This window comes from Paracoccus bogoriensis, assembly GCF_019431455.1.
Lineage (GTDB): Bacteria > Pseudomonadota > Alphaproteobacteria > Rhodobacterales > Rhodobacteraceae > Paracoccus > Paracoccus bogoriensis.
In genome coordinates, this window is sequence record NZ_JAHYSR010000022.1 from 25,947 (window position 1) to 46,946 (window position 21,000).

General features: G+C 66.9%; 23 protein-coding genes. All 23 read left to right on the forward strand.

Features of this window, described 5'->3' with window-relative positions:
• The 23 genes from KY389_RS11405 to KY389_RS11515 all read left to right on the forward strand — a co-directional run bounded on the left by KY389_RS11405 (position 1) and on the right by KY389_RS11515 (position 20,999).
• Positions 1-291 (forward strand): hypothetical protein, encoded by a 291-nt coding sequence (locus KY389_RS11405; protein WP_219831086.1) that lies wholly within the window; start codon positions 1-3, stop codon positions 289-291.
• Entirely contained in the window at positions 288-530 is a 243-nt protein-coding gene (locus KY389_RS11410) for a hypothetical protein (RefSeq protein ID WP_219831087.1), read from the forward strand. The genes KY389_RS11405 and KY389_RS11410 overlap by 4 nt, the downstream gene beginning before the upstream one ends.
• Entirely contained in the window at positions 527-808 is a 282-nt protein-coding gene (locus tag KY389_RS11415) for a hypothetical protein (RefSeq protein WP_219831088.1), read from the forward strand. Before KY389_RS11410 ends, KY389_RS11415 begins: the two co-directional genes overlap by 4 nt.
• The gene (locus KY389_RS11420) at positions 801-1,955 is read left to right on the forward strand and encodes a DUF7146 domain-containing protein (RefSeq protein ID WP_219831089.1); all 1,155 of its coding nucleotides are present in this window, start codon (positions 801-803) and stop codon (positions 1,953-1,955) included. Before KY389_RS11415 ends, KY389_RS11420 begins: the two co-directional genes overlap by 8 nt.
• Positions 1,952-3,808, forward strand: a complete 1,857-nt coding sequence (locus KY389_RS11425; protein ID WP_219831090.1) for a DNA primase family protein — start codon at positions 1,952-1,954, stop codon at positions 3,806-3,808. Before KY389_RS11420 ends, KY389_RS11425 begins: the two co-directional genes overlap by 4 nt.
• 356 nt (positions 3,809-4,164) lie before the next feature.
• Positions 4,165-4,974, forward strand: coding sequence for a hypothetical protein (locus KY389_RS11430; RefSeq protein ID WP_219831091.1), 810 nt, complete (start codon positions 4,165-4,167; stop codon positions 4,972-4,974).
• A 112-nt stretch (positions 4,975-5,086) separates the two neighbouring features.
• Complete coding sequence (locus KY389_RS11435; RefSeq protein ID WP_246588085.1) at positions 5,087-5,809, forward strand: hypothetical protein; 723 nt, start codon at positions 5,087-5,089, stop codon at positions 5,807-5,809.
• Between the two features lie 120 nt (positions 5,810-5,929).
• Positions 5,930-6,595 carry a terminase small subunit gene (locus KY389_RS11440; protein WP_219831092.1) on the forward strand — a complete coding sequence of 222 codons (666 nt, stop codon included), beginning with the start codon at positions 5,930-5,932 and terminating at the stop codon, positions 6,593-6,595.
• On the forward strand, positions 6,595-8,760 hold the full coding sequence (locus tag KY389_RS11445) for a terminase gpA endonuclease subunit (RefSeq protein ID WP_219831093.1): 2,166 nt from the start codon (positions 6,595-6,597) through the stop codon (positions 8,758-8,760). Before KY389_RS11440 ends, KY389_RS11445 begins: the two co-directional genes overlap by 1 nt.
• Before the next feature lie 4 nt (positions 8,761-8,764).
• Entirely contained in the window at positions 8,765-8,968 is a 204-nt protein-coding gene (locus tag KY389_RS11450) for a phage head-tail joining protein (RefSeq protein ID WP_219831094.1), read from the forward strand.
• The gene (locus KY389_RS11455; RefSeq protein WP_219831095.1) at positions 8,968-10,446 is read left to right on the forward strand and encodes a phage portal protein; all 1,479 of its coding nucleotides are present in this window, start codon (positions 8,968-8,970) and stop codon (positions 10,444-10,446) included. Before KY389_RS11450 ends, KY389_RS11455 begins: the two co-directional genes overlap by 1 nt.
• Positions 10,439-12,565 (forward strand): head maturation protease, ClpP-related, encoded by a 2,127-nt coding sequence (locus KY389_RS11460; protein WP_219831096.1) that lies wholly within the window; start codon positions 10,439-10,441, stop codon positions 12,563-12,565. The genes KY389_RS11455 and KY389_RS11460 overlap by 8 nt, the downstream gene beginning before the upstream one ends.
• 75 nt (positions 12,566-12,640) lie before the next feature.
• Entirely contained in the window at positions 12,641-12,973 is a 333-nt protein-coding gene (locus tag KY389_RS11465) for a DUF2190 family protein (RefSeq protein ID WP_219831097.1), read from the forward strand.
• Entirely contained in the window at positions 12,973-13,299 is a 327-nt protein-coding gene (locus KY389_RS11470; protein WP_219831098.1) for a head-tail joining protein, read from the forward strand. The genes KY389_RS11465 and KY389_RS11470 overlap by 1 nt, the downstream gene beginning before the upstream one ends.
• The gene (locus tag KY389_RS11475) at positions 13,299-13,721 is read left to right on the forward strand and encodes a hypothetical protein (RefSeq protein ID WP_219831099.1); all 423 of its coding nucleotides are present in this window, start codon (positions 13,299-13,301) and stop codon (positions 13,719-13,721) included. Before KY389_RS11470 ends, KY389_RS11475 begins: the two co-directional genes overlap by 1 nt.
• A gap of 22 nt (positions 13,722-13,743) precedes the next feature.
• Positions 13,744-14,172, forward strand: coding sequence for a phage tail tube protein (locus tag KY389_RS11480; protein ID WP_219831100.1), 429 nt, complete (start codon positions 13,744-13,746; stop codon positions 14,170-14,172).
• A 4-nt stretch (positions 14,173-14,176) separates the two neighbouring features.
• A complete protein-coding gene (locus KY389_RS11485) occupies positions 14,177-14,551 on the forward strand; it encodes a hypothetical protein (RefSeq protein ID WP_219831101.1) in 375 nt (124 codons plus the stop codon).
• A gap of 29 nt (positions 14,552-14,580) precedes the next feature.
• Positions 14,581-14,871: a hypothetical protein gene (locus KY389_RS11490; RefSeq protein WP_219831102.1), complete on the forward strand. Its 291-nt coding sequence runs from the start codon at positions 14,581-14,583 to the stop codon at positions 14,869-14,871.
• A 13-nt stretch (positions 14,872-14,884) separates the two neighbouring features.
• Positions 14,885-17,089, forward strand: coding sequence for a phage tail tape measure protein (locus KY389_RS11495; RefSeq protein ID WP_219831103.1), 2,205 nt, complete (start codon positions 14,885-14,887; stop codon positions 17,087-17,089).
• Positions 17,090-17,283: 194 nt separating this feature from the next.
• Positions 17,284-17,850 (forward strand): hypothetical protein, encoded by a 567-nt coding sequence (locus KY389_RS11500; protein WP_219831104.1) that lies wholly within the window; start codon positions 17,284-17,286, stop codon positions 17,848-17,850.
• Complete coding sequence (locus KY389_RS11505) at positions 17,841-18,434, forward strand: hypothetical protein (protein ID WP_219831105.1); 594 nt, start codon at positions 17,841-17,843, stop codon at positions 18,432-18,434. The genes KY389_RS11500 and KY389_RS11505 overlap by 10 nt, the downstream gene beginning before the upstream one ends.
• On the forward strand, positions 18,419-18,802 hold the full coding sequence (locus KY389_RS11510; RefSeq protein WP_219831106.1) for a DUF6950 family protein: 384 nt from the start codon (positions 18,419-18,421) through the stop codon (positions 18,800-18,802). The genes KY389_RS11505 and KY389_RS11510 overlap by 16 nt, the downstream gene beginning before the upstream one ends.
• Positions 18,795-20,999 carry a phage tail protein gene (locus KY389_RS11515; protein ID WP_219831107.1) on the forward strand — a complete coding sequence of 735 codons (2,205 nt, stop codon included), beginning with the start codon at positions 18,795-18,797 and terminating at the stop codon, positions 20,997-20,999. The genes KY389_RS11510 and KY389_RS11515 overlap by 8 nt, the downstream gene beginning before the upstream one ends.
• Position 21,000 lies beyond the last annotated feature (1 nt).

The following is a 21,000-nucleotide window of genomic DNA, read 5'->3' on the forward strand; positions in this document are numbered from 1 at the left end:
ATGAAGCTGACCCATTACGACCGTTGCGTGATCCATGGTCTGGGCCTGCTGGCCCGCCCGCCGATCGTGCCGCGACCCGATGATCACCGGCTGGTCGCCGGGATCGTGGCCGTCGCAGCCGAGCGCGCCAGCCGCGAAGGGTTGATGGCCGATCTGGTCGCTGCTGCGCGCCATGTCCATCCTGACGAGGCCCTGCATCGGGGCACCGCTCATCACATCGCCCGCGCGCTGGCCGATTTCGACCGCGCCGCCCTGGGCGCTCATTGGGATGCCGCTCGGGGGGTGAAATGACGGTCGAGAAGCCCAGGCCCCGCAGCCGCGACAAGCTGGTTCCTGTCAAGCCTTGGGAGGCCAAGCGCTACAAGGTCGCCGTGACCTTGGCCGAGCCGCCATTCGAGACGCCGCCCGCGCTTGTGGACGAAACCGCGCCGAAGACCCTGCCGATCCGCCGGCCGGTGGCGCGCCAAGTCGATCCCATCGACCAGGTGATCGCGGCAATCCGCGAAGTCAGCCGCGAGGCGCGGTCGTGATGGACATCGACGCGGCGCGGTGTCGCAAGCTGTTCGCCTCGGTCCTGCTGGCGGTGCTGGACGATTTCAACGCCCAGTTCAACAAGGAACTGGGCCGTAGGCGTGGAAATCCGGAAGGCGTGCTGCACTCTGCCAGCCGCTACTTTCGATCTCGTGACGCCCGCTTTCTGGCGGCATTGGCGGGCATGGAAATCGGCCCCGCGCAGGTTGTCTCCGCCGTGCGGTTGCCTCGCGACGAATACAAGCGCCTGACCAACAAGGACGACCGCCATGCGTGATGATGGCCGGGTTGAGCTGGCGCATCGGGTGCCGATGGCAGAGCTGGTTGATCGGCTGGCGATCCCGTCGCTGATCCGCACTGGCGACGAGTTGGTCGGGCCATGCCCTGGCTGCGGCGGCAAGGATCGATTCGGAGTCAGCCTGCGCAAGGGCGTGTTCCTGTGCCGCCGCTGCGATGCCAAGGGGGACCAGATCGCGCTGGTGAAGCTGGTGCTGGGTCTGGATTTCCCGGCCGCGCTGGAATGGCTGGTCGGGCCGCGTCAGAACCTGACACCGCAGCAGCGCGCCGAGCAGCGGCGCCGGGCCGATCAGCACCGCCGTCAGCGTGAGGCCGAGGCCGAGCGTCGCAGGCAGGACGCGATCGCGCTGGCCCGCCAGATATGGTCCCGGGCAGAGCCTGCCACCCGGACGCCGGTCGTGGATTATCTTGCCCGGCGCGGGATCATCCTGCGCGACAGCGCTCAGATGCCGGGCTGTTTCCGCTTCGAGCCATCCGCACGCCTGGTCGTGCCGGATGACAACCGCCGCGGCGAATTCGTCACCGTCCATGAGGGCCCGGCCATGCTGGCCGCGATCAGCGATGCCTCGGGCGCGCTGACCGGCGTTCACCGGACATGGATCGACCTTGGCCAGCCCAAGGGCAAGGTCGTGATTCCGCACCCGTTCAAGGCTGGTGAGACGGTCGCGGCCAAGAAGGTCTATGGATCCAAGAAGGGCGGGGCGATCCGCATCCACACGCCGCGCGATGCCGAGGCGATGGTGATGGCCGAGGGGATCGAGACGACTCTGTCGGCCATGGTCGCGCGCGACGGACAGCTTGAGGGCGCCGCTTTCTGGGCCGGAGTCGATCTGGGCAACATGGCCGGCGCGCGCCGCCTCGGTCCGGGCCTGAAGTATGCGGGCCTGCCCGACCTGACCGATCGGGACGCATTCGTGCCGCCGCAATGGGTCAAGCGCCTGGTCTTCGTCCAGGACGGCGACAGCGAGCCGAAGCTGACCCGCGCCAAGTTGCTGTCCGGCCTGCGCCGCGCCATGGCGCTGCGGCCCGGCCTGACCGCCGCCATCGTCCATCCGGGCGAGGGCATCGACATGAACGACCTGCTGATGGGCGCGACAGACGTCACACAGCGGGAGGGGGACGAATGAACGACGACGGAATCGAGAAGGCACGCGCCGCCATGGCCGCGCCCGAAGAGGTCGATCTGCCCGAGGGGATCGAGCTGCCGCAGGATGTCGCAGACGAGGATCCGGCGGACAGCTATCCCGAGGGCTATTTCCCACCCCCGCCGCTGCCCGAGGATGGTGCGGGCGATGATGAGTCACCGAATCCTATCGCCCTGGCCGCAGCGCAGCCGTTGAACGACATCGGCAACGCCAAGCGGTTCGTGATCCATTTCGGGGATGACGTTCGCCACGTTTCGCAGGTCGGCTGGCACATCTGGGATGGACGCCGGTGGCGCAAGGATGCCGAGATCAGCAAGGGGCTGTCGCCCACGATCCGCAAGCTGGCCCAGCAGATGTCCGAGCTGATCAAGCAGGAGATCGACTTCATGGTGCCCTCGCCCCGGGAGCGAAAGCTGCTGGAAGAGGAATACCAGCTGGTGAAGCGGCGCGCCGAGATCGAGGGCACGGCCGGATATGCTGCCGACGAGTCACTGCTGAGCGAGTTGGGCACGATCGATGGCCGTCTGCGCGGGATCGAGAGCAAGTTGAAGGGCTATCGCACCTCGATCGGCCGCATCGTCACCCATGCCAAGAACGCAGGCAATTCGGGGCCGATGACCAACATGGTCAACGAGGCCTCGGTCATGAAGTCGATCACGGTCGATGACCTCGACCAGGACGATCTGGTCGCGAACACCCTTTCGGGCGTGCTGAAGTTCAGCGTGACCCCGGACCCCGTTTCGGGCGCATCCGCGATGCCCGAGGTCCATCTGCTGCCACATGACCGCGACCAGATGCTGAGCAAGCTGATGCCGGTCGAATACGACCCCGAGGCCAAATGTCCGCGCTTCGACGAGTTCCTGCGAACCATCCAGCCGAATATCGAGGTTCGGCAGTTCCTGCAGCGCTGGTTCGGCCTGTCGATGAGCGGCATCCCGATCCAGAAGCTGGCCTTCTTCCACGGCGCGGGCGCGAACGGAAAGTCGGTCCTGGTGGACGTTATCTCGCGGATCATGGGCGACTATTCCGCCACCGCGAAGATCGAAAGCCTGACCGGCAAGAACAAGAAGTCCGGCGAGGCCGCGCAGCCGGACCTGATCCCGCTGATCGGCGCCCGCAGCGTTCGGACATCCGAACCAGAAGACGGCGAGCGCCTGCAGGAGGCGTTCGTCAAGGCGCTGACCGGGGGCGAGCCGATGATGATCCGCGATCTCTTCTCGGGGATGATCGTCGTGCAGCCCTATTTCAAGCTGACGATCAGCGGCAACCACCTGCCCGAGATCCGCGGCGGCGATGACGGTATCTGGCGGCGGGTGATGCTGGTCAAGTTCCCGGTGCAGATACCGGAGGCCAAGCGCATCCCCAAGAAGGACATGGACGCCATGCTCTGGGAGGAGCGGTCGGGCATCCTCAACTGGATGGTTCAGGGGCTGCTCGACTTCCTCGATGGCGGCCTGCAGGAGCCCGACGAGGTGCTGGCCGCGACCGAGGACTATCGCAAGGATAGTGACCCGATCGGCACCTTCCTGGCTGATGCCACGCTGGTCACCGGCTATGAGGGCGACTTCATGACAGCCCGCGAGCTGATGGAGGCCTTCAACTACTGGATCGAGGAGCGTGGCGAGACGCGATGGGGCAGTAGGACGGTGTCGAACCGCCTGAAGGCCAAGGCCGACACCTGGCGGCACCCTGAGACGCAGAAGACCTTTGCGGCCGGAAAGTCGGGCGTTACGGGCTATCGCGGGATCAGGCTGACCGACGAGTTCGGGCGCCGGATGCGAGAGGGCACGGCAAAGGACAGCGCGCCGAGCTGGAGCGGCTTATGGACGCGATGACCCCGCACCCCATTATCATGATCTTCGACCAGGCGGGCCTTCGGGCCCGTCGCGCATGTCTGGCTATCGCCGTGGCGCGTGGGCCGGACGGGCTTAGCGGGGCGAGCGGTTGGGCGCGACTGACAGAGGGGTCAGGGGGATGCCGGTTCAATGGTTTCAGATGCTTAGAGGCTGATTTTGGGCCGGACGGGCCTGACGGGCCTGAAATTCTGACCCATGCGCGCGCGTGTAATCAGCGGGGTCAGGGGGAAAATTGCCTCATGCATAGGTGGATATTTCAAGCCCGTCAGGCCCGTCCGGCCCAAATTGTCAGGATAAGCCCATGATTTGATTACATCGGACCCACTAAGCCCACCTTGGTTTTCAAGCCCTCTCAACCTCTCACTAAGCCCACCAAGCCCAATCTTTGCACAAGAAAAGCAACGGATAGTAGGATGAAGGAAAAGGGACGCAATATGTTGATCAACGCCAAGGCCACCAAGGTTGAACTGATGTCCATGGCCGTTGCGGCCCGACTTGAAGCCGTGAGGTCCGCTGTAGCCGTACCGGCTGCATGCGGGCCGGATATCGCGCCAGCGCCTGCGCGCGGCGGCTTCGTGCTGGTCCGCAATCTTGAGCTTCTGCCCGTGGGCGACAGGGTGGAGGCCGTCCATCGCGGCTATGGCGGCCGCGCGGCGATCCGGCAGGCCGATGCGTTTGACGCGATGCTGGCCGCCGCTGCCCGTCGCAAGCAGCCGTCGCCCCTGACCCACGGCCAGATCTCGATCGGGCGGCGCTACCGCGATCTGGTCGAGCTGCTGGCTTCGGATGGCACGAAGCTGTCCAGCCTGGAAGCGTCGTGCGGCGGGCCGGATGCGCGCGACTGGATGGACCGCCGCTTGGCCTTTTCCCGTGAGCTGGAGGCGATGCGTCGGAGGCTGGGCGTTGGCCCGGTCATGGTGCTGCGGCGCATCCGTCCCTCGCAGCGTCACCGCGACCTTGCGCCAGGCGAGCGCGCGCCGGAAATCTTCACGCGCCGCGATCTGGTCGATGCGGTCTGCCTGAAAGGGCTGAGCATCAAGCAGGCGCTGAAGACGTTCCGGTGGTCGGATAGTGGTCGGAACTGCCGTGCGGCTATGGAGGCATTGAGCGCCTCGCTGGATGCGATGATCGGATATCGGGGCTGAAAAAACCTCTTGACCGCTTACGTCGCTCTGTGGCAGGAGAATCGTTATTATCCAGACGTGCGCCCGCAGGGATCATCCCTCGCGGGCGTTCGTCGTTCCGAGGGGTAGCGTCATGCTGAAACTGTCCTTCGAAGACGAACAGGTGAAGCGAAACATCCGCCAGCTGGCCGAGAAGGACGTGCGCCGCGCGGCAGCCTGGTCTTTGAACGATACGGCGCAGGACGTGCTGGATCACATGCAGTCTCGCATGGATCAGGTCTTCGATCGCCCGACCCGCTTCACGAAGAATGCCTTGATGGTCTGGCGCGCCAAGCCGAACAAGCTTGAGGCGGAAGTCATCGAGCGGCCATCGGTCGGCAGCCGTCACTACCTGAAGGTTCAGGAGATCGGCGGTCGGCGCGGCCAGACCGGGCTGGAAAAGCTGCTCGGGTCGCGGCTGGCCTATGACGGGGTGCTGCAAGCTGCTGTTCCCGCCTCGGGCGCAAAGCTGGATGCCTATGGCAACTGGTCCACGGGCGAGCGCAATCAGGCGCTGTCCGGCGTGAGGGCGCAGCGCGATGGCACGGCGAACACGACCGACGCCTCGCGCCGCAGGAACCGGCGGCGCGCGGGCTTCTTCGTGCCCAAGCCGGGGTCCAGGCTGTCGCCCGGCATCTGGAAGCGCGACCCGGACGGGTCGATCAGCAAGGTGCTGCACTTCAGCGCCGTCGCGCCGGTCTATTCCGAGCGCCTCGGGTTTCAGGATGGCGCCGAACGGCTTTATGCCGAGCGGATGCCCGAGCACTTCGCCCGCATCCTCGACAGGATGGTCCAGCGGCTGGCCTCGGGCGCCTGAAAGTTCGCGGGTCCTTCCCCGCATGGATCGCACGCGGGTAATTCGCACCCCGTGACATTTGGGTCAGTAATTTCAATCGCCTGCTGCGGTTGGGGTTGCTGTTGTTCTTGAGAGGATCGCATGACGTCGCCCATCACGCTCGCCGATGGGAGCGTGCTGGATGTCTCGCGCTGGCCGCTTCCGGCGGGCGTCGAGGATGACGGCACGCCCCTCAACCGTGCCCAGCTCGCGCGCGCCTTCGGCGTGTCCGAGAACACGATCACCAAATGGCTCGGCCAGGGCATGCCGGTCGAGAGCACCGGCGCCAACGGCGTCAGCTATGAATTCCGGCTGACCCATTGCTGGGCATGGCGTCAGGATCGGGACGAGAAGCTGCGCGCCTCGAAGGCGCGGGGCGATCAGCTGGCGGCTCAGGCGGCGCTGGCCTTCCGCAACCTGGACGACGATCAGGCCGAGGAAGAGGGTGAGCTGACGGCCGACGACCTGCGCAAGTGGTCCGAGGCCGAGTATCACCGCAACCGGGTGGCGGAACAGCGCGGCGATCTGCTGCGTGCGGACCGGATGCGGGCGCTGATCGAGGACATCTTCGTTACCTTCGGGGCCGAAATGGACACGCTGCCCGACTATTGCGAGATGCAGTTCGGCCTGACCGCCGCGCAGGTCGATCAGCTGCAGGCGCGCTGTGACCAGCTGCGGGGTGAGGTCCGGCGGCTGATCGAGGAGAAGCTGGGGCGCCCGGGTGTCGTGGTGGCCTTGGACGGTCGGCAGACGGAACTGGGGCTCTGATGGTCGAGATGCTGGACCGGGGTCTGGGGCCGCTGTCGCGGATCCCGCCTCTGCCGCCCTTCGTCACGCCCGAGGAACTGGTCGCTGATGCCCTGCCTCTGCTGGACCCGCCGAGCCGGGTGACGGTGACCACGGCAGCGGAGCAGGCCCTCCGGGTGCCGGTGGCGGGACGCTGGCAGCAATACGACCGGACGGTCACGCCCTACATGGTCGAACCGCAGGACATGACGCAGTCGCGCCGGTTCAAGGCGGTCATCTTCGTGGGGCCGTCGCAATGCGGCAAGTCGCAGATGCTGCTGTCGGTCTCGGCTCATGCGATCACCAGCGCACCGGGGCCGGTGCAGCTGATCCACATGACCAAGACCGATGCGGATGCGTGGGTCGAGGAAAAGCTGGACCCGGCGATCTTCAACAGCCCCTCGCTGGTCGAAAGGCTGGGGAGGGCGCGCGATGACAGCACCTTCAGCCGCAAGCGGTTCAAGGGGATGAGGCTCACAATCGGCTATCCGGTCGCCAACCAGCTGTCGTCGCGGTCGCAGCGTCTGGTGATGCTTACGGATTACGACCACATGCCGCAACGGCTTGGTCCCAAGGATGCGCCCGAGGCCAGCCCCTTCGGGATGGCGCTGCAGCGGATCCGGACCTATCTGAGCCGCGGCTGCGTCGTGGTGGAAAGCACGCCGGCCTTTCCGGTGGACGAGGCCAAGGCCCAGCCCGCCACGGCGTTGGACCCGCATCTGCTGCCTGCCACGACAGGCGGGATCGTGAACCTCTATAACGAGGGGACGCGGGGCCGCTGGTTCTGGGAATGCCCCGATTGCGCGGGGCATTTCGAGCCGCGCTATGACCGGCTGGACTACAACCCGGACCTCGATCCTGGCGAGGCCGGGGAAATGGCGGCGATGGTCTGCCCGCATTGCGGCAGCGTCATCCCGCACCGCCACAAGGCCGAGCTGAATCGGCGCGCGCTGCAGAGGCACGGGGGCTGGCTGCATGAGAGCCGCGTGGTGAACGAGGCGGGCGAACGCCAGCTTTGCCGCGTCGATGATGAGGCAGTCCGCAGCGTGCCCTTCGTCAGCTATGCGCTGAACGGGGCAGCTGCAGCCTTCGCGTCGTGGTCAGGACTGGTCGAGCGCTACGAATCGGCGCGCCGGACCTTGGAAGCGACGGGCGACGAGACGGATTTCTCGGGCGTCCACTATACCGAGATCGGAATTCCGTATCGCCGCCCGAGGGACGCGGACGCTGACGCGCTGAGCGTCGAGAGCCTGAAGGCGCACGCCTTGAGCGGGGATCGGGGTGTCGCACCGTCCTGGACGCGCTTCGTCACGGTGATGGTGGACGTGCAGGGCAATCGCTTCGAGGTCATGGCGATGGCCTGGGGCGCCGAGGGCGAGCGGCAGATCATCGACCGCTATGCGATCCATCAGCCGCCTGACCACGCGCCGCGCGCCAAGGGTGAGGATGGGAGATACCGGGCTGTCGATCCCGGGCGATATGCCGAGGATGCCGACGCGCTGGCCGATCTGCCGGACCGGGTCTTTCCGGTAGAGGGTCAGGCTTGGGGGCTGAAGCCGGTCGGGGTCGTGATCGACTTCAACGGCCCGAAGGGCTGGGCTGATCATGCCGAGAAATTCTGGCGCAAGCAGGCCCGCGAGGGGCGGGGCGGTTGCTTCTACCTGTCGATCGGTCGGGACGGTCTGAACCAGCGTGACCGCGTCTGGTACGAGGCGCCCGAGCGCGCGTCGAACGGCAAGCGCGCCCGGGGCATCCGCCTGCTGAACATGGCGGTGGATCGTCTGAAGGATTCGGTCTGGGCGGCCTTGGGCCGCACCGACACTCCGGTCGGGGCGCAGCATGTGCCGAATTGGCTTGATGCCGAGCATCTGGCCGAACTGCTGGCCGAGGAGCGGGGCGACAAGGGCTGGTCGCTGCGACCCGGCCAGAAACGCAACGAGAGCCTCGACCATTGCGTGCAGGGCCTCGCCCTTGCCGAGTATCTGGGCCTGAACCGGGTCAACTGGGAGGCCCCGCCCGCCTGGTGTCTGGCCGGGCTGGAAAACCCCAATGCCGTGCCGCTTGAGCGGCCCGGCGATCCCGACAGCGCGCAGCCTGCGCCCGCTGCCAAATCCGTGCCCAAGCGCATCGGCTATCTGAGGAGATAAGCACATGGCTTTCACGCCAGCCGACGCCGCCGCATTGAAGGCGGCGATTGCGAAGGGCGTCCAGTCCGTCGAGATCAACGGCGAAAAGGTCAGCTATCGGTCACTGGCCGAGATGCGCCAGGCGCTGCAGATGATCGAGGACGAACTGGCTGGCCAGCCGCGCGGCGCGGCGCGGGTCAGCTATCCCGTCACGTCGCGGGGGCTGTGATGGGAAGGCCCGATGATGCGCGCCCCTCGCTGAACGCTCTTGACCGGGTGATCGGTTTCTTCGCGCCCGAGGCGGGGCTGCGCCGGGTGGCGGCGCGGGTGCAGGCCTCGGCGCTGATGCATTTCGACGCGGCCAGCCGCAGCCGCAGAACCTTGGACTGGAAGGCGCCCAGCACCTCGGCCGACGCCGCCGCCTATGGGTCGCGCGAGCGGCTGCGTCAGGTGTCGCGCGATATGGTGCGCAACCGCGCCTATGCGGCCCGCGCGCGCGAGGTGATCGTAGCGAACATCGTCGGCGACGGGATCATGCCGTCGATCCGGTCTGACAACGAGGCGCATCAGGCCGAGGTCGCCGCGCTGATGCGCCAGCATCTGCTGACCTCGTCGCTGGACGCGATGGAAGAATACGACCTGCTGGAAATGCAGCAGATCGCGATGTCGGCGGTCTTCACCGATGGCGAGGCGCTGATCCGGCGCCGGATGCGAACTGGCCGCTTCGGGCGCGGTCTGGTGCTGCCCTATCAATGCGAACTGGTCGAGGTCGATTGCCTCGACACGACCGTTCAGAGCTATGGCGAGAACCTGGTGATCGAGGGCGTCGAATACGGGCCGACCGGCGCGATCGAGGCCTATCATCTCTATAATGAGCATCCCGGCGCGGTGCGCCATCGCCGCCCGCTGGAGTCGACCCGCGTCCACTGGTCGGACATCATCCATATCCGCCGCTTCGACAGGCCGGGTCAGCTGCGCGGCGTGCCATGGCTGGCGCCCGTCATGCTGGCGCTGGCCGATCTAGCGGATTACGAGGATGCGCAGATCGTCAAGCAGCGCATGTCGGCCCTTCTCGCCGTCATGCTGCAGTATCAGCCTGGGGCAAACCGTCCGGCGCAGGCCGGGGCCGGCCTGGAACAGCTGGCCCCGGGCGCGATCGTCGAGCTACCCGAAGGGGCCGAGGCCAAGCTGGTCGAGCCGCCTTCTGTCGATGGCTATGACGATTTCATGGGTCGTGGCCTGCGCACGATCGCAGCCGGGATCGGCGTGACTTATGAGGCACTGACGGCGGATCTGCGTGGGGTCAATTTCTCGTCCGGGCGGATGGGCCGCAACGAGATGGACCGGCTTGTCCGCATGTGGCAGCGCGGCCTGATGGTCATGCAGTTCGGCGCCGGGATGGAGCGCTGGTTCCGTGAGGGCCTGCGCCTGACCGGGCGGGGCGACCTGACCTTCACGATGGATTGGACCCCGCCGCGCCGCATCCTGGTCGATCCGACGCGCGAGATCCCCGCCATGATCGATGAGGTCGAGGCCGGGCTGAACAGCAGGCAGGGCGTTCAGCGCGAGCTGGGCCGCGACCCCGCCCGAATCCGGGCCGAGCGCATCCAGGACGCCGAGGACGACAGCCGTCTCGGGGGTGGCCCGACGCTGCCGCCCGCCATCACCCCGCCGCAGGCGCAAGACGAGGACGAAACTGATGCCTGACATGATCGTCAATGGCGAGCTGATCCTGAGCGGATCGGTTCTGGAAGATGAATACGCGTCGTGGATGCGGGACGAGGACGTGTTCTTCTGCCCGGCCATGGTGCGCCGCGCGCTGACCGATCTGGGCGAGGGCCGCGTGACGGTCCGCCTGAACTCCATGGGAGGCCATGTCAACGCGGGCGAGCAGATCCGCGCGATGCTGGCCGGGCATCCCGGCGGCGTCCGCATCGTGGTCGAGGGGATCGCCGCCTCGGCCGCCAGCCTGATCCTGATGGCAGGCGCCGAGCGCGTGATGTCGGCAGGTTCGCATATCATGATCCACGATCCTTCGGGCCTCATCTGGGGCAACGAGGATGATGCGCGGCGCCATGCCGACCAGCTGGCGGTGACCGCCAACACCTACGCCGCCGTCTATGCCGCAGCATCGGGAAAAACGCCCGAAGAGGTGCGCGCCCTGATGCGCGCCGAGACCTGGTACGGCCCCGAGGCCGCGGTCGCCGAGGGCTTCGCGGATAGCATCGCCGGCAACGAGGACGGCTTTGGAGTCTCGCCCGCAATCGGGGCCCAGATGCCTCAGGCGGCGACGTTGGCCGCAGCCCAGGCCCATTACATGGATGCGCGCGACCGCCTGAAGGCGCGCCTGCGCCACCGCCAATCGCCGCAAGCCGCGCGGCCTGCGCCGACCCCTGCCGCTGTGAGCGGTCAATTTGCAATGGAGAGCAGCATGCCCCAAGAGCCGACCCAGACCGCGGCGCAGACCCCGGTCATCGAAACCCCGTCGCCGGTTCCCGCCGTCGCCCCGGCCCCTGCCGAGATGGCCGCGAGCCGTGATAGCATCCTGGCCGCCGAGCGCGCCCGCGCCCGCGCCATCCGCGACATGGCCGCGCCCTTTGTTGCGTCGGGGCGGCTGCAGCAGACCGATGTGGACCAGCTGGTCGATGAAGGCGTCTCGGCCGAGATGGCCGGGTCGCGCCTGATGGCCACCATGGCCGCCGCAGAGCCGGTGGGCCGTAGCGCTTCACCTCGAGCTACGATCATCCGGGACGAGGGCGAAACCCGAGTGCAGGCCATGATCGGCGCGCTGTCGGGCGAGACCGAGGGCGCGGCCAGCCAGTATCGCGGCATGCGCATCCGCCATCTGGCGATGGAGCTGGCTGGACCGCAGCGCGGCTACAGCGACACCGACGCCATCCGTCGCGGCATGATGGCGACGACGATCATGGGTGGCGCGCATGGTGTCAGCGACTTCAGCTACATCACGACCGCCGTGATGAACCGCCGCCTGCAGGACGCCTATCGTCGCCGCGCCGCGACCTGGACGCTGGTCACCGGCGATCCGCTGACCGCGACCGATTTCCGTGAACTTCATTCGGTCCGCTTCGGCGGCGATTTCAGCCTGAAGCCCGTCAAGGAGAACGGCGAGTATCAGTCCGCCGTGCTGGCCGACGAGGCCGAGGGCCTGAAGGTCGAGCGGCGCGGTCGCACCATCACCCTGACCTTCGAGGCTGTGGTGAACGACGACATGGGCGCCTTCAACCGCATCCCGACCGAGTTCGCCATTGCGGCCCGGACGATGGAAAGCAGCATGGTCTGGTCGCTGATGCGTCAGAACGCCGTGCTGAAATCGGACGGCAAGGCGATCTTCCATTCCGACCACGGCAATTTGGCCAGCGCCAACGCTGCGATCAGCGCCGCTTCTGTCGCTGTTGGCCGCAAGGCGATGTGGGAGCAGCGCGCCTTCGGTTCGGGCTCGGCCGACGACTTCCTGCAGATCGAGCCGGACCGCCTGCTGGTTCCGCCCGCGCTGGAGCTGGTCGCGATGCAGTTCGCCGCCACCACGACCCCGGCCACCGATGGCACCGTGAACCCCTTCAAGTCGAGCCTGACGCCCGCCGTCATCCCGAACCTGGGCGCGGCGGCCGGCGGCTCGGATACCGCGTGGTATCTGATCTCCTCCGATCTGCCGCCGATCGCGCATGCCTATCTGGAAGGCTACGCCGCGCCGACCGTGCAGACGATCGAGGGCATGAACCCCGATGCGGTCGTGATGAACGCCCGCCACATCTTCGGGGCCGCTGCGGTCGAGTATCGCGGCGCCTTCAAGAATAACGGCGCCTGATCCGGCCTCTGGCGAGACGGCGGGCGGTCAGACCGCCCGCTGACGTTCTGATCCCCCAACCATCGGAGAGACCCTATGAAGAACTACATTCAGCCGGGTGAGCACATCACCCTGACGATGGCGGCTGCCGTCCTGCCCGGCGCGGGCGTGCTGGTCGGCGACATCTTCGGCATCGCCCAGGGCGCTGCCGCGCAGGGCGAGCAGGCCGTCCTGGTCCGGCGGGGTGTCTTTCGTCTGCCCAAGGTCAGCGCCCAGGCCTGGACGGTCGGCGCGAAGATCTACTGGAACGACACCGACAAGGTCTGCACCACGGCGGCCTCGGGCAACAAGCTGATCGGTGCCGCCGTCGAGCCCGCTGCAAACCCCTCAGCGGATGGCGTTGTCCTGCTGGACGGCATGATCCGCTGATGACCGGCGTCTTCGACGGCATTGCGGGCACCCTGTCGGGAGTCTTCGGGTCCATGGTGGCCTTTCGGCCCGCAACGGGCGACGCCCGCGATGTCCAGTCGATCTTTCGTCTTTCGCCGATCGAGATCACTGGTGCAGATGGGCAGATCCTGCGGATCGACGCGCCGACCTGGCGCGTCAGCCGCGATCTGGTCCCGGAAGCCGCGCGCGGAGACCGGATCGACGTTCCGGGGCGCGGGCTCTACCGGCTGATGGTCAGCCATGACAGCGGATCGCCCGCCGCCGATGCCTTTGTGATCTGGGAACTGCACAAGGAGACGCCCTGATGACGCATTGGCGCAGCGAATACCGCGCGGCCGTTCGGGCCGCTCTGCAGGCGCGTCCGCGCTTTGCCGATGTCGATGTCCTGCCGATCTGGCCGGGCACCGTGGACGACGAGACGCTGCCCGTGATCGGGGTCGTGACGCCGAACGAGCCGGTCGCGCGTGATAGCGAGGCCAGCACAACCCGACGCACCTTGCTGCAGGTCGCGCTGCGCCGGATCGGCGGGGTCGATGTCGAAGATCAGCTGGACCTCGACAGCGACGAGATCGAAGCGACGGTCCTGGGCGCCCTGCGGTCGCCCACGCTGCGGGTGCAGCTGGAGGACTTGTCCATCGTAAGTGACAGCCGCGCCCATTCCTATGTCGGCACGCTGGTCATGAGCTTCAGGCTGCACAGCTGGCAGCCTGAAGTCACCCATCCTTGAAATACAAGCCAGGAGAAAGACCATGGCAGAAGGAATGATTGGTTACGGCTCGACCGTCCGGATCGGGCGGTTGACCGCTGGCGGCGCGCAGCCGACATGGCACAAGCTGAACAAGGTCGGCGACATTGAGGCGCCGGACGAACAGGTCGATGAGGTGCAGGTCACGCATCAGGAATCGCCCGGTGCTCGCCGCCAGTTCATCGCAGGCCTGATCGACAGCGGCGAAGTGACGGTGCCCATGAACTACATTCCGGGCTCGGCCGACCACCTGCTGTTGACCGCGATTCGGGCCACGCGCGAAGAGGTTCTGATCGAGTTCAAGTTGGGCGCGGAAGGGACCCCCGAGACCTTCACCGGCTTCCTGAAGGGTTATTCCCGGACCGCGCCGATCGACGACAAGATGACCGCAGCGGCCACCTTCCGTCTGTCCAGCTATGTTATCGCGGACTGATCCCATGGCACAGATCAACGGCGTCGTGCAGGTTCGCCATGGCGGCAAATCCTACAGCCTGATCCTGGGCATGTTTGGTCTTGCCAAGCTGCAGCGTGAATACGACCAAAACCTGACGATCTTTCGGGAGATGGAGGAAGAGGGCAAGGTGCCGGATTTCGGCGCATTGCTGCGGGTAGTCGAGATCGGCCTTGAACGGTTCCACGGCGATGCCGACCCGTATCTGGCCGACGACCTGATGCGCGCCAACCCCGAGTTGCCCGTCGAGCTGGTCAATGCAGCCTTCGCGACGATGGATGGTGGCGCGGAGGGAAACGGCAGCCCCGAGACAAGAAAGGCCCAAGCCCGTCCGGCGAAGCGGAGCCGCAAAGGGCGCTGAACATCCCGAGGCTCTACGAGGCCTGGCTGGTGCTGGGCCTCGATCCCGAGCGGTTCTGGCTGATCACGCCCGGCCTGTATCTGATCGAGACCTCTGCGGCCCGCCGCCGTCTTGAGCAGCAGCAGGAGATGGACATCACCGTCGCCTGGCTGTCGGCGAAGCTTGCCCGGGCCAAGAAGATCCCGCCCCTCAAGAAGCTGCTGGGCAAGGGCGGCAAGGCTGACATCGGCTTCTATCTCGATGTCGCCAAGTCGTCGCTGCCCAAGGTCCGGCTGAGCGAATTGCTGGCGCGCGGTCCGCGCTCCGACACCCCTGAATGATGGAGATCCTGCCATGGCATCATCGCGCCTGATCGGCCGCATGCGCGCCGTTCTCGGTCTGGACGATACCGAGTTCCAGCGGGGCGTCCGGGGCGCCGAGGCCAGCCTGCAGCGCATGGGGCGGCGCCTGACGGTCGCCGGTGCGGCCTTTTCGGCGGCAGGCGCGGGCATCGCACTGGCAATCCGCGGGCAGCTGAACGCGGCCGACCAGATGACGAAGGACGCTCAGAAGATCGGCATCCCGGTCGATGACCTGTCTCGGCTTGCGCACGCGGCGGATATGTCGGGTGTCTCGATGGGTTCGCTTCAGACTGCGGTCGGGCGGCTGTCGCGCCAGATCGCCAGCACCCCTGACCGGTTCCGCAAGCTCGGCATCGCGGTCGAGGATGCCCAGGGCAACCTGCGGCCGACCGCCGATGTGCTGTCCGATGTCGCGCAGGTTCTGTCCGAGATGCCCGACGGTGCCGAGAAGACCGCGCTGGCGATGGAGCTGATGGGCAGGGGCGGCGCCGAGCTGATCCCCATGCTGAACGGTGGGCGCGATGCGCTGCGTGGCATGATGGACGAGGCCGACAGCCTCGGGATCGTCATCACCCCCGAGATGGGCCGGAATGCCGAACAGTTCGGCGACAACCTGTCTCGGCTGCAGAAGCAGATGGGCGGCATCGCCACGATGGTCACGGCCAATCTGGCGCCCGCGCTGACGCGGATCTCGGATATGGTCGTGGCCTTCGCCGCACGCTTCCGCGAGCTTTCGCCGCGCCTGCAGACCTTCATCTCGACCCTTGCTGCCGCCGTGATCGTGATCGGTCCGGTCCTGACCGGGCTTGGCCTGATGACGATGGCGATCAGCCCCTTCATCAAGGCCGTGATCGGCGCGGGCGCCGCGATCCGCGCGATGTCTTCGGCGTTGCTTGCCAATCCCATCGGCCTGATTGCGGCAGCGATCGCGGGGGCGGCATACCTGATCTACAAGGAATGGGATTGGGTCGGGCCCTGGTTCAGCGAGATGTGGGACAAGGTCCGGGCCATCTTCGGCGGGTTCAAGGATTTCGTCGGCGGCATCTTCTCGGGCGACCTGTCGCGCGCATGGGGTGGCATCAAGGCGGTCTGGTCCGGCGTCCAGGGGTTCTTTCAGACTCTGTGGGACGGTGTCGCCGGGGTCTTCACCTATGCTTGGGAGCACCTGATCAAGCCTGTCACCGACGCCCTGGGCATGACCGAAAACATCGAGCGCGGCTGGCAGCGGCTTTCGGGTGCCCTTGACAGCATCCTGTCCACGATCGGCTCGGCTTTCGACAGCTTGATGGATCGCATCCGCCCGGTCATCGATGCGCTGAAATGGGTCTGGGACAACGCGAGCGAGCTTGGCGGCCGGCTGCGCAATATCGGTCGGCGCGACAATGGCACGGTGGCGCCCGAGGGCTTTGATGTCATCGCGCCCCCGGCCCCGACCGCCGACATGCGCCAGGGGCTGGCCGGCGGCACGGCTGGTATCCGCGTCCAAGGCATCGAGGACGCGAATGCCTATGGCCAGGGGTTCAGCACCGGAATGGGCATCCGGTCGCCGTCGCGCGTCATGATGGGCTACGGCCGGTTCATCGCCGAAGGTCTGGGCATCGGCATTGATCAGGGTCAGGCGCATGTCGCTGCGGCAACGGATCGTCTGGGCGACACGATGAAGATGCGGATCGCTGACACGATCGATGGTCTGATCACGCGCACGACGACGCTGGAGGTCGAGTTCGCCCGCACGCTGCAGCGCATGGCCGACCGGATCAGGCGCAGCGGGATCGATCAGCTGATCAACGGCCTGTTCGGTCGGATCGGCGGCGGCTTCCTTGGGCGTCTTCTTGGAGTCGATCCGCTGACGGCTGCGCTGAACAACGCGATCTCGATCCCGGGATTTGCGCGCGGCACGCCATTCTCGCCCGAGGGCCTTGCGCGGGTCAACGAGCGGGGCGGCGAGATCCTCGATCTGCCGGGCGGCACTCGCGTCTTTCCGGCCGATCTGTCGCGGCGCATGGCCGATGCAGAGGCAGCACCCGGGACCGGCCATCTGTCGATCGGCTTTGACGCGTCGGTCGGGGATCTGACGGCGGTCATGTACGACGTTGCGGGCAATGTCGTGGCCTCGGCACGGCAGTCGATTGTGGGGGACGCGGTCGGGGCTGTCCGCGTCGGCGCTCGCAAGTCCAAGGGGTTCCTGGGGGTCTGATGCCAATTCACGTTTACCCCTGGCCACCGGTCGCTTCGCTAGCGACGGAATGGACGATCGAGCAGCCCGTGAACCGCGTCCGGTCCGCGCTGACGGGCCGCGACGTTACGCAGGCATCGCGACCGCCCCGTCGCGTGGCGACGGTCGTTGTATCGGCCCTTGCCGCCGGTCGCCAGGGTGCAGGATATTGCGAGATGCTGCGGCAGCTTCTGGTCGGGGGCATCCACGGGGTGCGCCTGCGGTCAAGTCCGATCAACTGGTGGCTGGACGAGTTGCCGCGTCGCGCGCCTGAACTGAACCCTGAAGTGCTGTCCTGGACGACGCCGCCAGCGCCGCTGACCTGGCAGGGCATCACGTGGGTTACGGGAAATGCCGTGATCGGCGGGACACCCGGCACTTCGGGGCCGTGGGGCACGCTGCCCGTTTCGGGCCTGCCGCCCCGACGCGAGGTCGGGCGGACCGGTGATTTCATCCGGATATTCGACATGACCGATCCGGCCATCTTTGAGACGGCGCGCTTGATGCGCCGTGCGACGACGAATGCCAGTGGCTCGGTCACGCTGAAGCTGGATCGGGTGCTGACGATCAGCGGCGCGCGCGTGATGATGGCGGGACAGGACGAGGCGGTGTTTCGGCCAGATGGACCGATGCCTCGGGCCGTGCAGCCGCTGTCGGGTGACTGGTCCTATACCTGGAAACTGCGCGAGGTATTTTCTGCCGAGGTCGGCGGCTTCGAGGAAAGGCCGAACGCATGGACCTGATCCGTGGCACCCCGGCACCGCTTCTGGCGGCCATCGCCAGCGGCAACTTCCATCCGGTCGTTCTGGTGCATCTGGACTGGCCCGGCGCCCCCTTGCGGGCGCATAGCGGCGTCGGCGTGATCAACTGGTCCGGCCACGCATGGGAGGGTGTCGGACGGTTCGGCGGCATCTCGATCCCGGACGAGGCGCTGGTGGGCGTGCCGACCGAGTTCAACCTGTCGCTGATCACCGACTTTCCCGACATCGAGCCTTACACCGATACGCCGATCCGGGGTCGCGTGGGTCGGGTCTTCATGGGCGCGACGACGGCACCAGGCGGCAATGGCCTGATCGGCGCCGTCGAGATCTGCGCCGGGACGGCCGATGGCCTCGCGATGCGTGTCGAGATCGAGCAGCAGGACGGCATGGTCGTGACCGTCTTCGAGCTGAAGGTCACGATGACGACCGGGCCGTCCATGCGCTCGATGGCCGCCGTGGCACATAGCGACGAGGACCAGCGCCGAGCCTTTCCGAATGACACAGCTGGGCGGCACCTGGTGTTGGCCGAGGCGTCTGCACAGAAGACTCTGTGGCCCGCACCGTGAGCCCCGAGATGGTGATGGCCGAGGTCGAGGCCGTCATGGCGCGCCCCTTCGTCTGGGGCGCCTGCGACTGCGTCAGCGCAGCCTGCGACGTGTTCCTGCGGCTTTGGGGCATCGACCCCTTGGCGCGGTGGCGTGGCCTTGAGACTCGCGCCGATGTCGTCCGGGCGATCCGGGCCGAGGGCGGGACTGACGCGGCCCTCACACGTCTGACGGCCGGGCTCAGGCCGGGCCACGCGATCGGTGGCCTGGCCGTCACGGCTACCGCGCCCCGGTCTCTGCTGATCTGCATCCAACCGGGCCTGTGGGCCGGGAAGACAAGACGGGGCTTTGCGTTGCTGCGAGCCGCCGAAAGGGGCTGGCATGCGTAAACTGCTGCTGATCACGACCGCGCTGGTGGGCATCGGCTGCGCCGCGCCTGCCGAGGCCGCGCCGGTCGCCGTGTGGGCGGCAACCGCACTCGGCTTCACCGCTGGCACGACTGGGTTCATCATCGTTTCCAGTTTGATCCAGATCGGCCTTTCGATCGGTGTCAGTGCACTTCTGGCCCGCGCGCAGGGCAAGCCCAAGCAAGAGGCGATCCGGGCCGAACTGGCGCGCCCGACATCGCTGCCGCCCTACCGTTTCGTCTATGGCGAGACCTGGGCGCCGGGGACGCCGGTCGCGTGGACGGTTGTCGGGCGGGTGCTTTACATCTGTTATCTGCTCAACAGCCGCCCGAGTGCAGGGCCTTTCACCGTGTATTTCGACAAGCGCGCGGTGACCAAGACCGGCGACGAATTCAATTTTACCGGCGGTGGCGCGGCGGTTTCCGGCCCGTCCTCGATCGCGGGCAGCAAAGCGGCTGGCACCTATGCGCGATATTGGATCGGGCGCGGCGATCAGACGACCTGCCCGGCGCAGATCGTGGCAGAGACGAACGGCTATTTCCTGGCGACTGACGCGTGGCGCGGCCGCACCGTTCTGTGGGCGCGCCTGGATTGCGGCGAGGATGAGCAGCGTCAGCAGCGCTGGCCCGTCACCCCGCCCGAGTTGAATGTCGCAGGGCGCTGGTCGATTCTGCGCGATCCGCGAGACGGCCAGTACCGCTGGTCGGCCAATCAGGCTCTGGTGGTGCTGGATGCGCTGCGTAACAACCCACTGCGCCCCTATGCCGATGATTACCTGCGCCTGGATACGTTCAGATGGGCGGCGGACGTTGCGGATCAGCAGGTCGGCAGGCGCGACGGGGGCACCATCCCGCGCTATCGGGCGGACGGTGTGCTGGTCTTCAGCGACGGGTCGGAGCTTGAGGACCAGATCCAGCCATTGCTGGACGCAGGGGCCTCGGAGCTGACGCGGATCGGGGGCAGGCTGGGCATCGTGCCAGCCGTTGCCCGGTCGCCGGTCAGGACGATCACGGATTTCAGCGACGGCCAGCCCGCCGAGTTCGTGCGCTGGCAGCCGTCCGATGAGGTTTATACCGAGGCTGTCGCACGCTACGTCGCGCCCGATAGGGCTTATGAAAGCGCCGAGACGCCGGCCTATGTCATCCCCGGCGCGCAGGCCGAGGACGGCGGCGCGCCCAAGCGGCTGATCGTGGATCTGCCGTTCGTGCAGGATCACCGGCAGGCGCAGCGGATTTCTAAAATCATGGCGATGCGGTCGCGAATGCAGCGGAGCATCGCCGCAGAGCTGATGCCTGAGGATTTCGATTTGGTCGCCGGATCAATAGCATCCGTCCAGCTTGGAGTGCCGTATGGGGCTTGGGCTGGAACATACAAGGTCGTCGGTGCCAGGCCCGCGGCGGGTATCGCGGACCAGGACAGTATCACCATTCGCATCCCCGCGCAGCTGCGACAGGAAAGCGCCGCAATCTACGCATGGTCGCCCTCGACGGAAGAGAAGATTGTCGGAGAGGCGGGTGCCCTTCCTACTATAGCCGCCGTGCAGCCCCCGGCGGCCGTTACGCTGACAACCGGGACGGCGGCTGCCAGCGTGTCGGGCGACACGGTCATCCCCGGAGTGGTCGTGGCGTGGCCGGGCTCGACCAGCGCGTCGGCAGCCTCCTATTTGTGGGAATGGCAGTTTCGCCCGGCTGGGGGCACGTGGTCGACCTGGCGAAGCGGTGGCACATTGGACCTCAGTGCGGCGGATGGGGTCGGAGTGTTCTCGGCCGTCATTCAGTGGCCGAGGATCGGCGACGAATACCGCGCGAGGGTGCGGACCGTGGGCACATGGGGACAGTCGGCCTGGCGCCAGTCAGGCATCATCACGGCCGCCGGGCCAGAGGCTGCGGTCGCGGTGCCGCCCGCACCCGTCGCGGCAAGGATCAGCGCGTCGCGGATCGATATCACGGCCACGCAGGCGGACGACAGCCGCGCGCGATCCCTGCTGATCTACGGCAACAGCGTGGACAGCCCGCTGACGGCCACGCTCCTGTTCCAGCCTTCGGTCGGAGCCTCGGCCACGATTACGCGATCCGAGACCGGCCTGACCGCCGGAACCACACGCTTCTACTGGACGCGGGCGCGCGACCAGTGGGGCAACCTTAGCGGCTTCTCGGCGTCTGCAAGCGCCACCACCTGAC

Excerpts from the sequence above, each read along its gene's own strand:
- KY389_RS11405 (WP_219831086.1), top strand. The coding sequence starts at position 1 with ATGAAGCTGACCCATTACGACCGTTGCGTGATCCATGGTCTGGGCCTG.
- KY389_RS11410 (WP_219831087.1), top strand. The coding sequence starts at position 288 with ATGACGGTCGAGAAGCCCAGGCCCCGCAGCCGCGACAAGCTGGTTCCT.
- KY389_RS11420 (WP_219831089.1), top strand. The coding sequence starts at position 801 with ATGCGTGATGATGGCCGGGTTGAGCTGGCGCATCGGGTGCCGATGGCA.
- KY389_RS11425 (WP_219831090.1), top strand. The coding sequence starts at position 1,952 with ATGAACGACGACGGAATCGAGAAGGCACGCGCCGCCATGGCCGCGCCC.
- KY389_RS11435 (WP_246588085.1), top strand. The coding sequence starts at position 5,087 with ATGCTGAAACTGTCCTTCGAAGACGAACAGGTGAAGCGAAACATCCGC.
- KY389_RS11440 (WP_219831092.1), top strand. The coding sequence starts at position 5,930 with ATGACGTCGCCCATCACGCTCGCCGATGGGAGCGTGCTGGATGTCTCG.
- KY389_RS11445 (WP_219831093.1), top strand. The coding sequence starts at position 6,595 with ATGGTCGAGATGCTGGACCGGGGTCTGGGGCCGCTGTCGCGGATCCCG.
- KY389_RS11450 (WP_219831094.1), top strand. The coding sequence starts at position 8,765 with ATGGCTTTCACGCCAGCCGACGCCGCCGCATTGAAGGCGGCGATTGCG.
- KY389_RS11455 (WP_219831095.1), top strand. The coding sequence starts at position 8,968 with ATGGGAAGGCCCGATGATGCGCGCCCCTCGCTGAACGCTCTTGACCGG.
- KY389_RS11460 (WP_219831096.1), top strand. The coding sequence starts at position 10,439 with ATGCCTGACATGATCGTCAATGGCGAGCTGATCCTGAGCGGATCGGTT.
- KY389_RS11465 (WP_219831097.1), top strand. The coding sequence starts at position 12,641 with ATGAAGAACTACATTCAGCCGGGTGAGCACATCACCCTGACGATGGCG.
- KY389_RS11470 (WP_219831098.1), top strand. The coding sequence starts at position 12,973 with ATGACCGGCGTCTTCGACGGCATTGCGGGCACCCTGTCGGGAGTCTTC.
- KY389_RS11475 (WP_219831099.1), top strand. The coding sequence starts at position 13,299 with ATGACGCATTGGCGCAGCGAATACCGCGCGGCCGTTCGGGCCGCTCTG.
- KY389_RS11480 (WP_219831100.1), top strand. The coding sequence starts at position 13,744 with ATGGCAGAAGGAATGATTGGTTACGGCTCGACCGTCCGGATCGGGCGG.
- KY389_RS11485 (WP_219831101.1), top strand. The coding sequence starts at position 14,177 with ATGGCACAGATCAACGGCGTCGTGCAGGTTCGCCATGGCGGCAAATCC.
- KY389_RS11495 (WP_219831103.1), top strand. The coding sequence starts at position 14,885 with ATGGCATCATCGCGCCTGATCGGCCGCATGCGCGCCGTTCTCGGTCTG.
- KY389_RS11500 (WP_219831104.1), top strand. The coding sequence starts at position 17,284 with ATGCTGCGGCAGCTTCTGGTCGGGGGCATCCACGGGGTGCGCCTGCGG.
- KY389_RS11505 (WP_219831105.1), top strand. The coding sequence starts at position 17,841 with ATGGACCTGATCCGTGGCACCCCGGCACCGCTTCTGGCGGCCATCGCC.
- KY389_RS11515 (WP_219831107.1), top strand. The coding sequence starts at position 18,795 with ATGCGTAAACTGCTGCTGATCACGACCGCGCTGGTGGGCATCGGCTGC.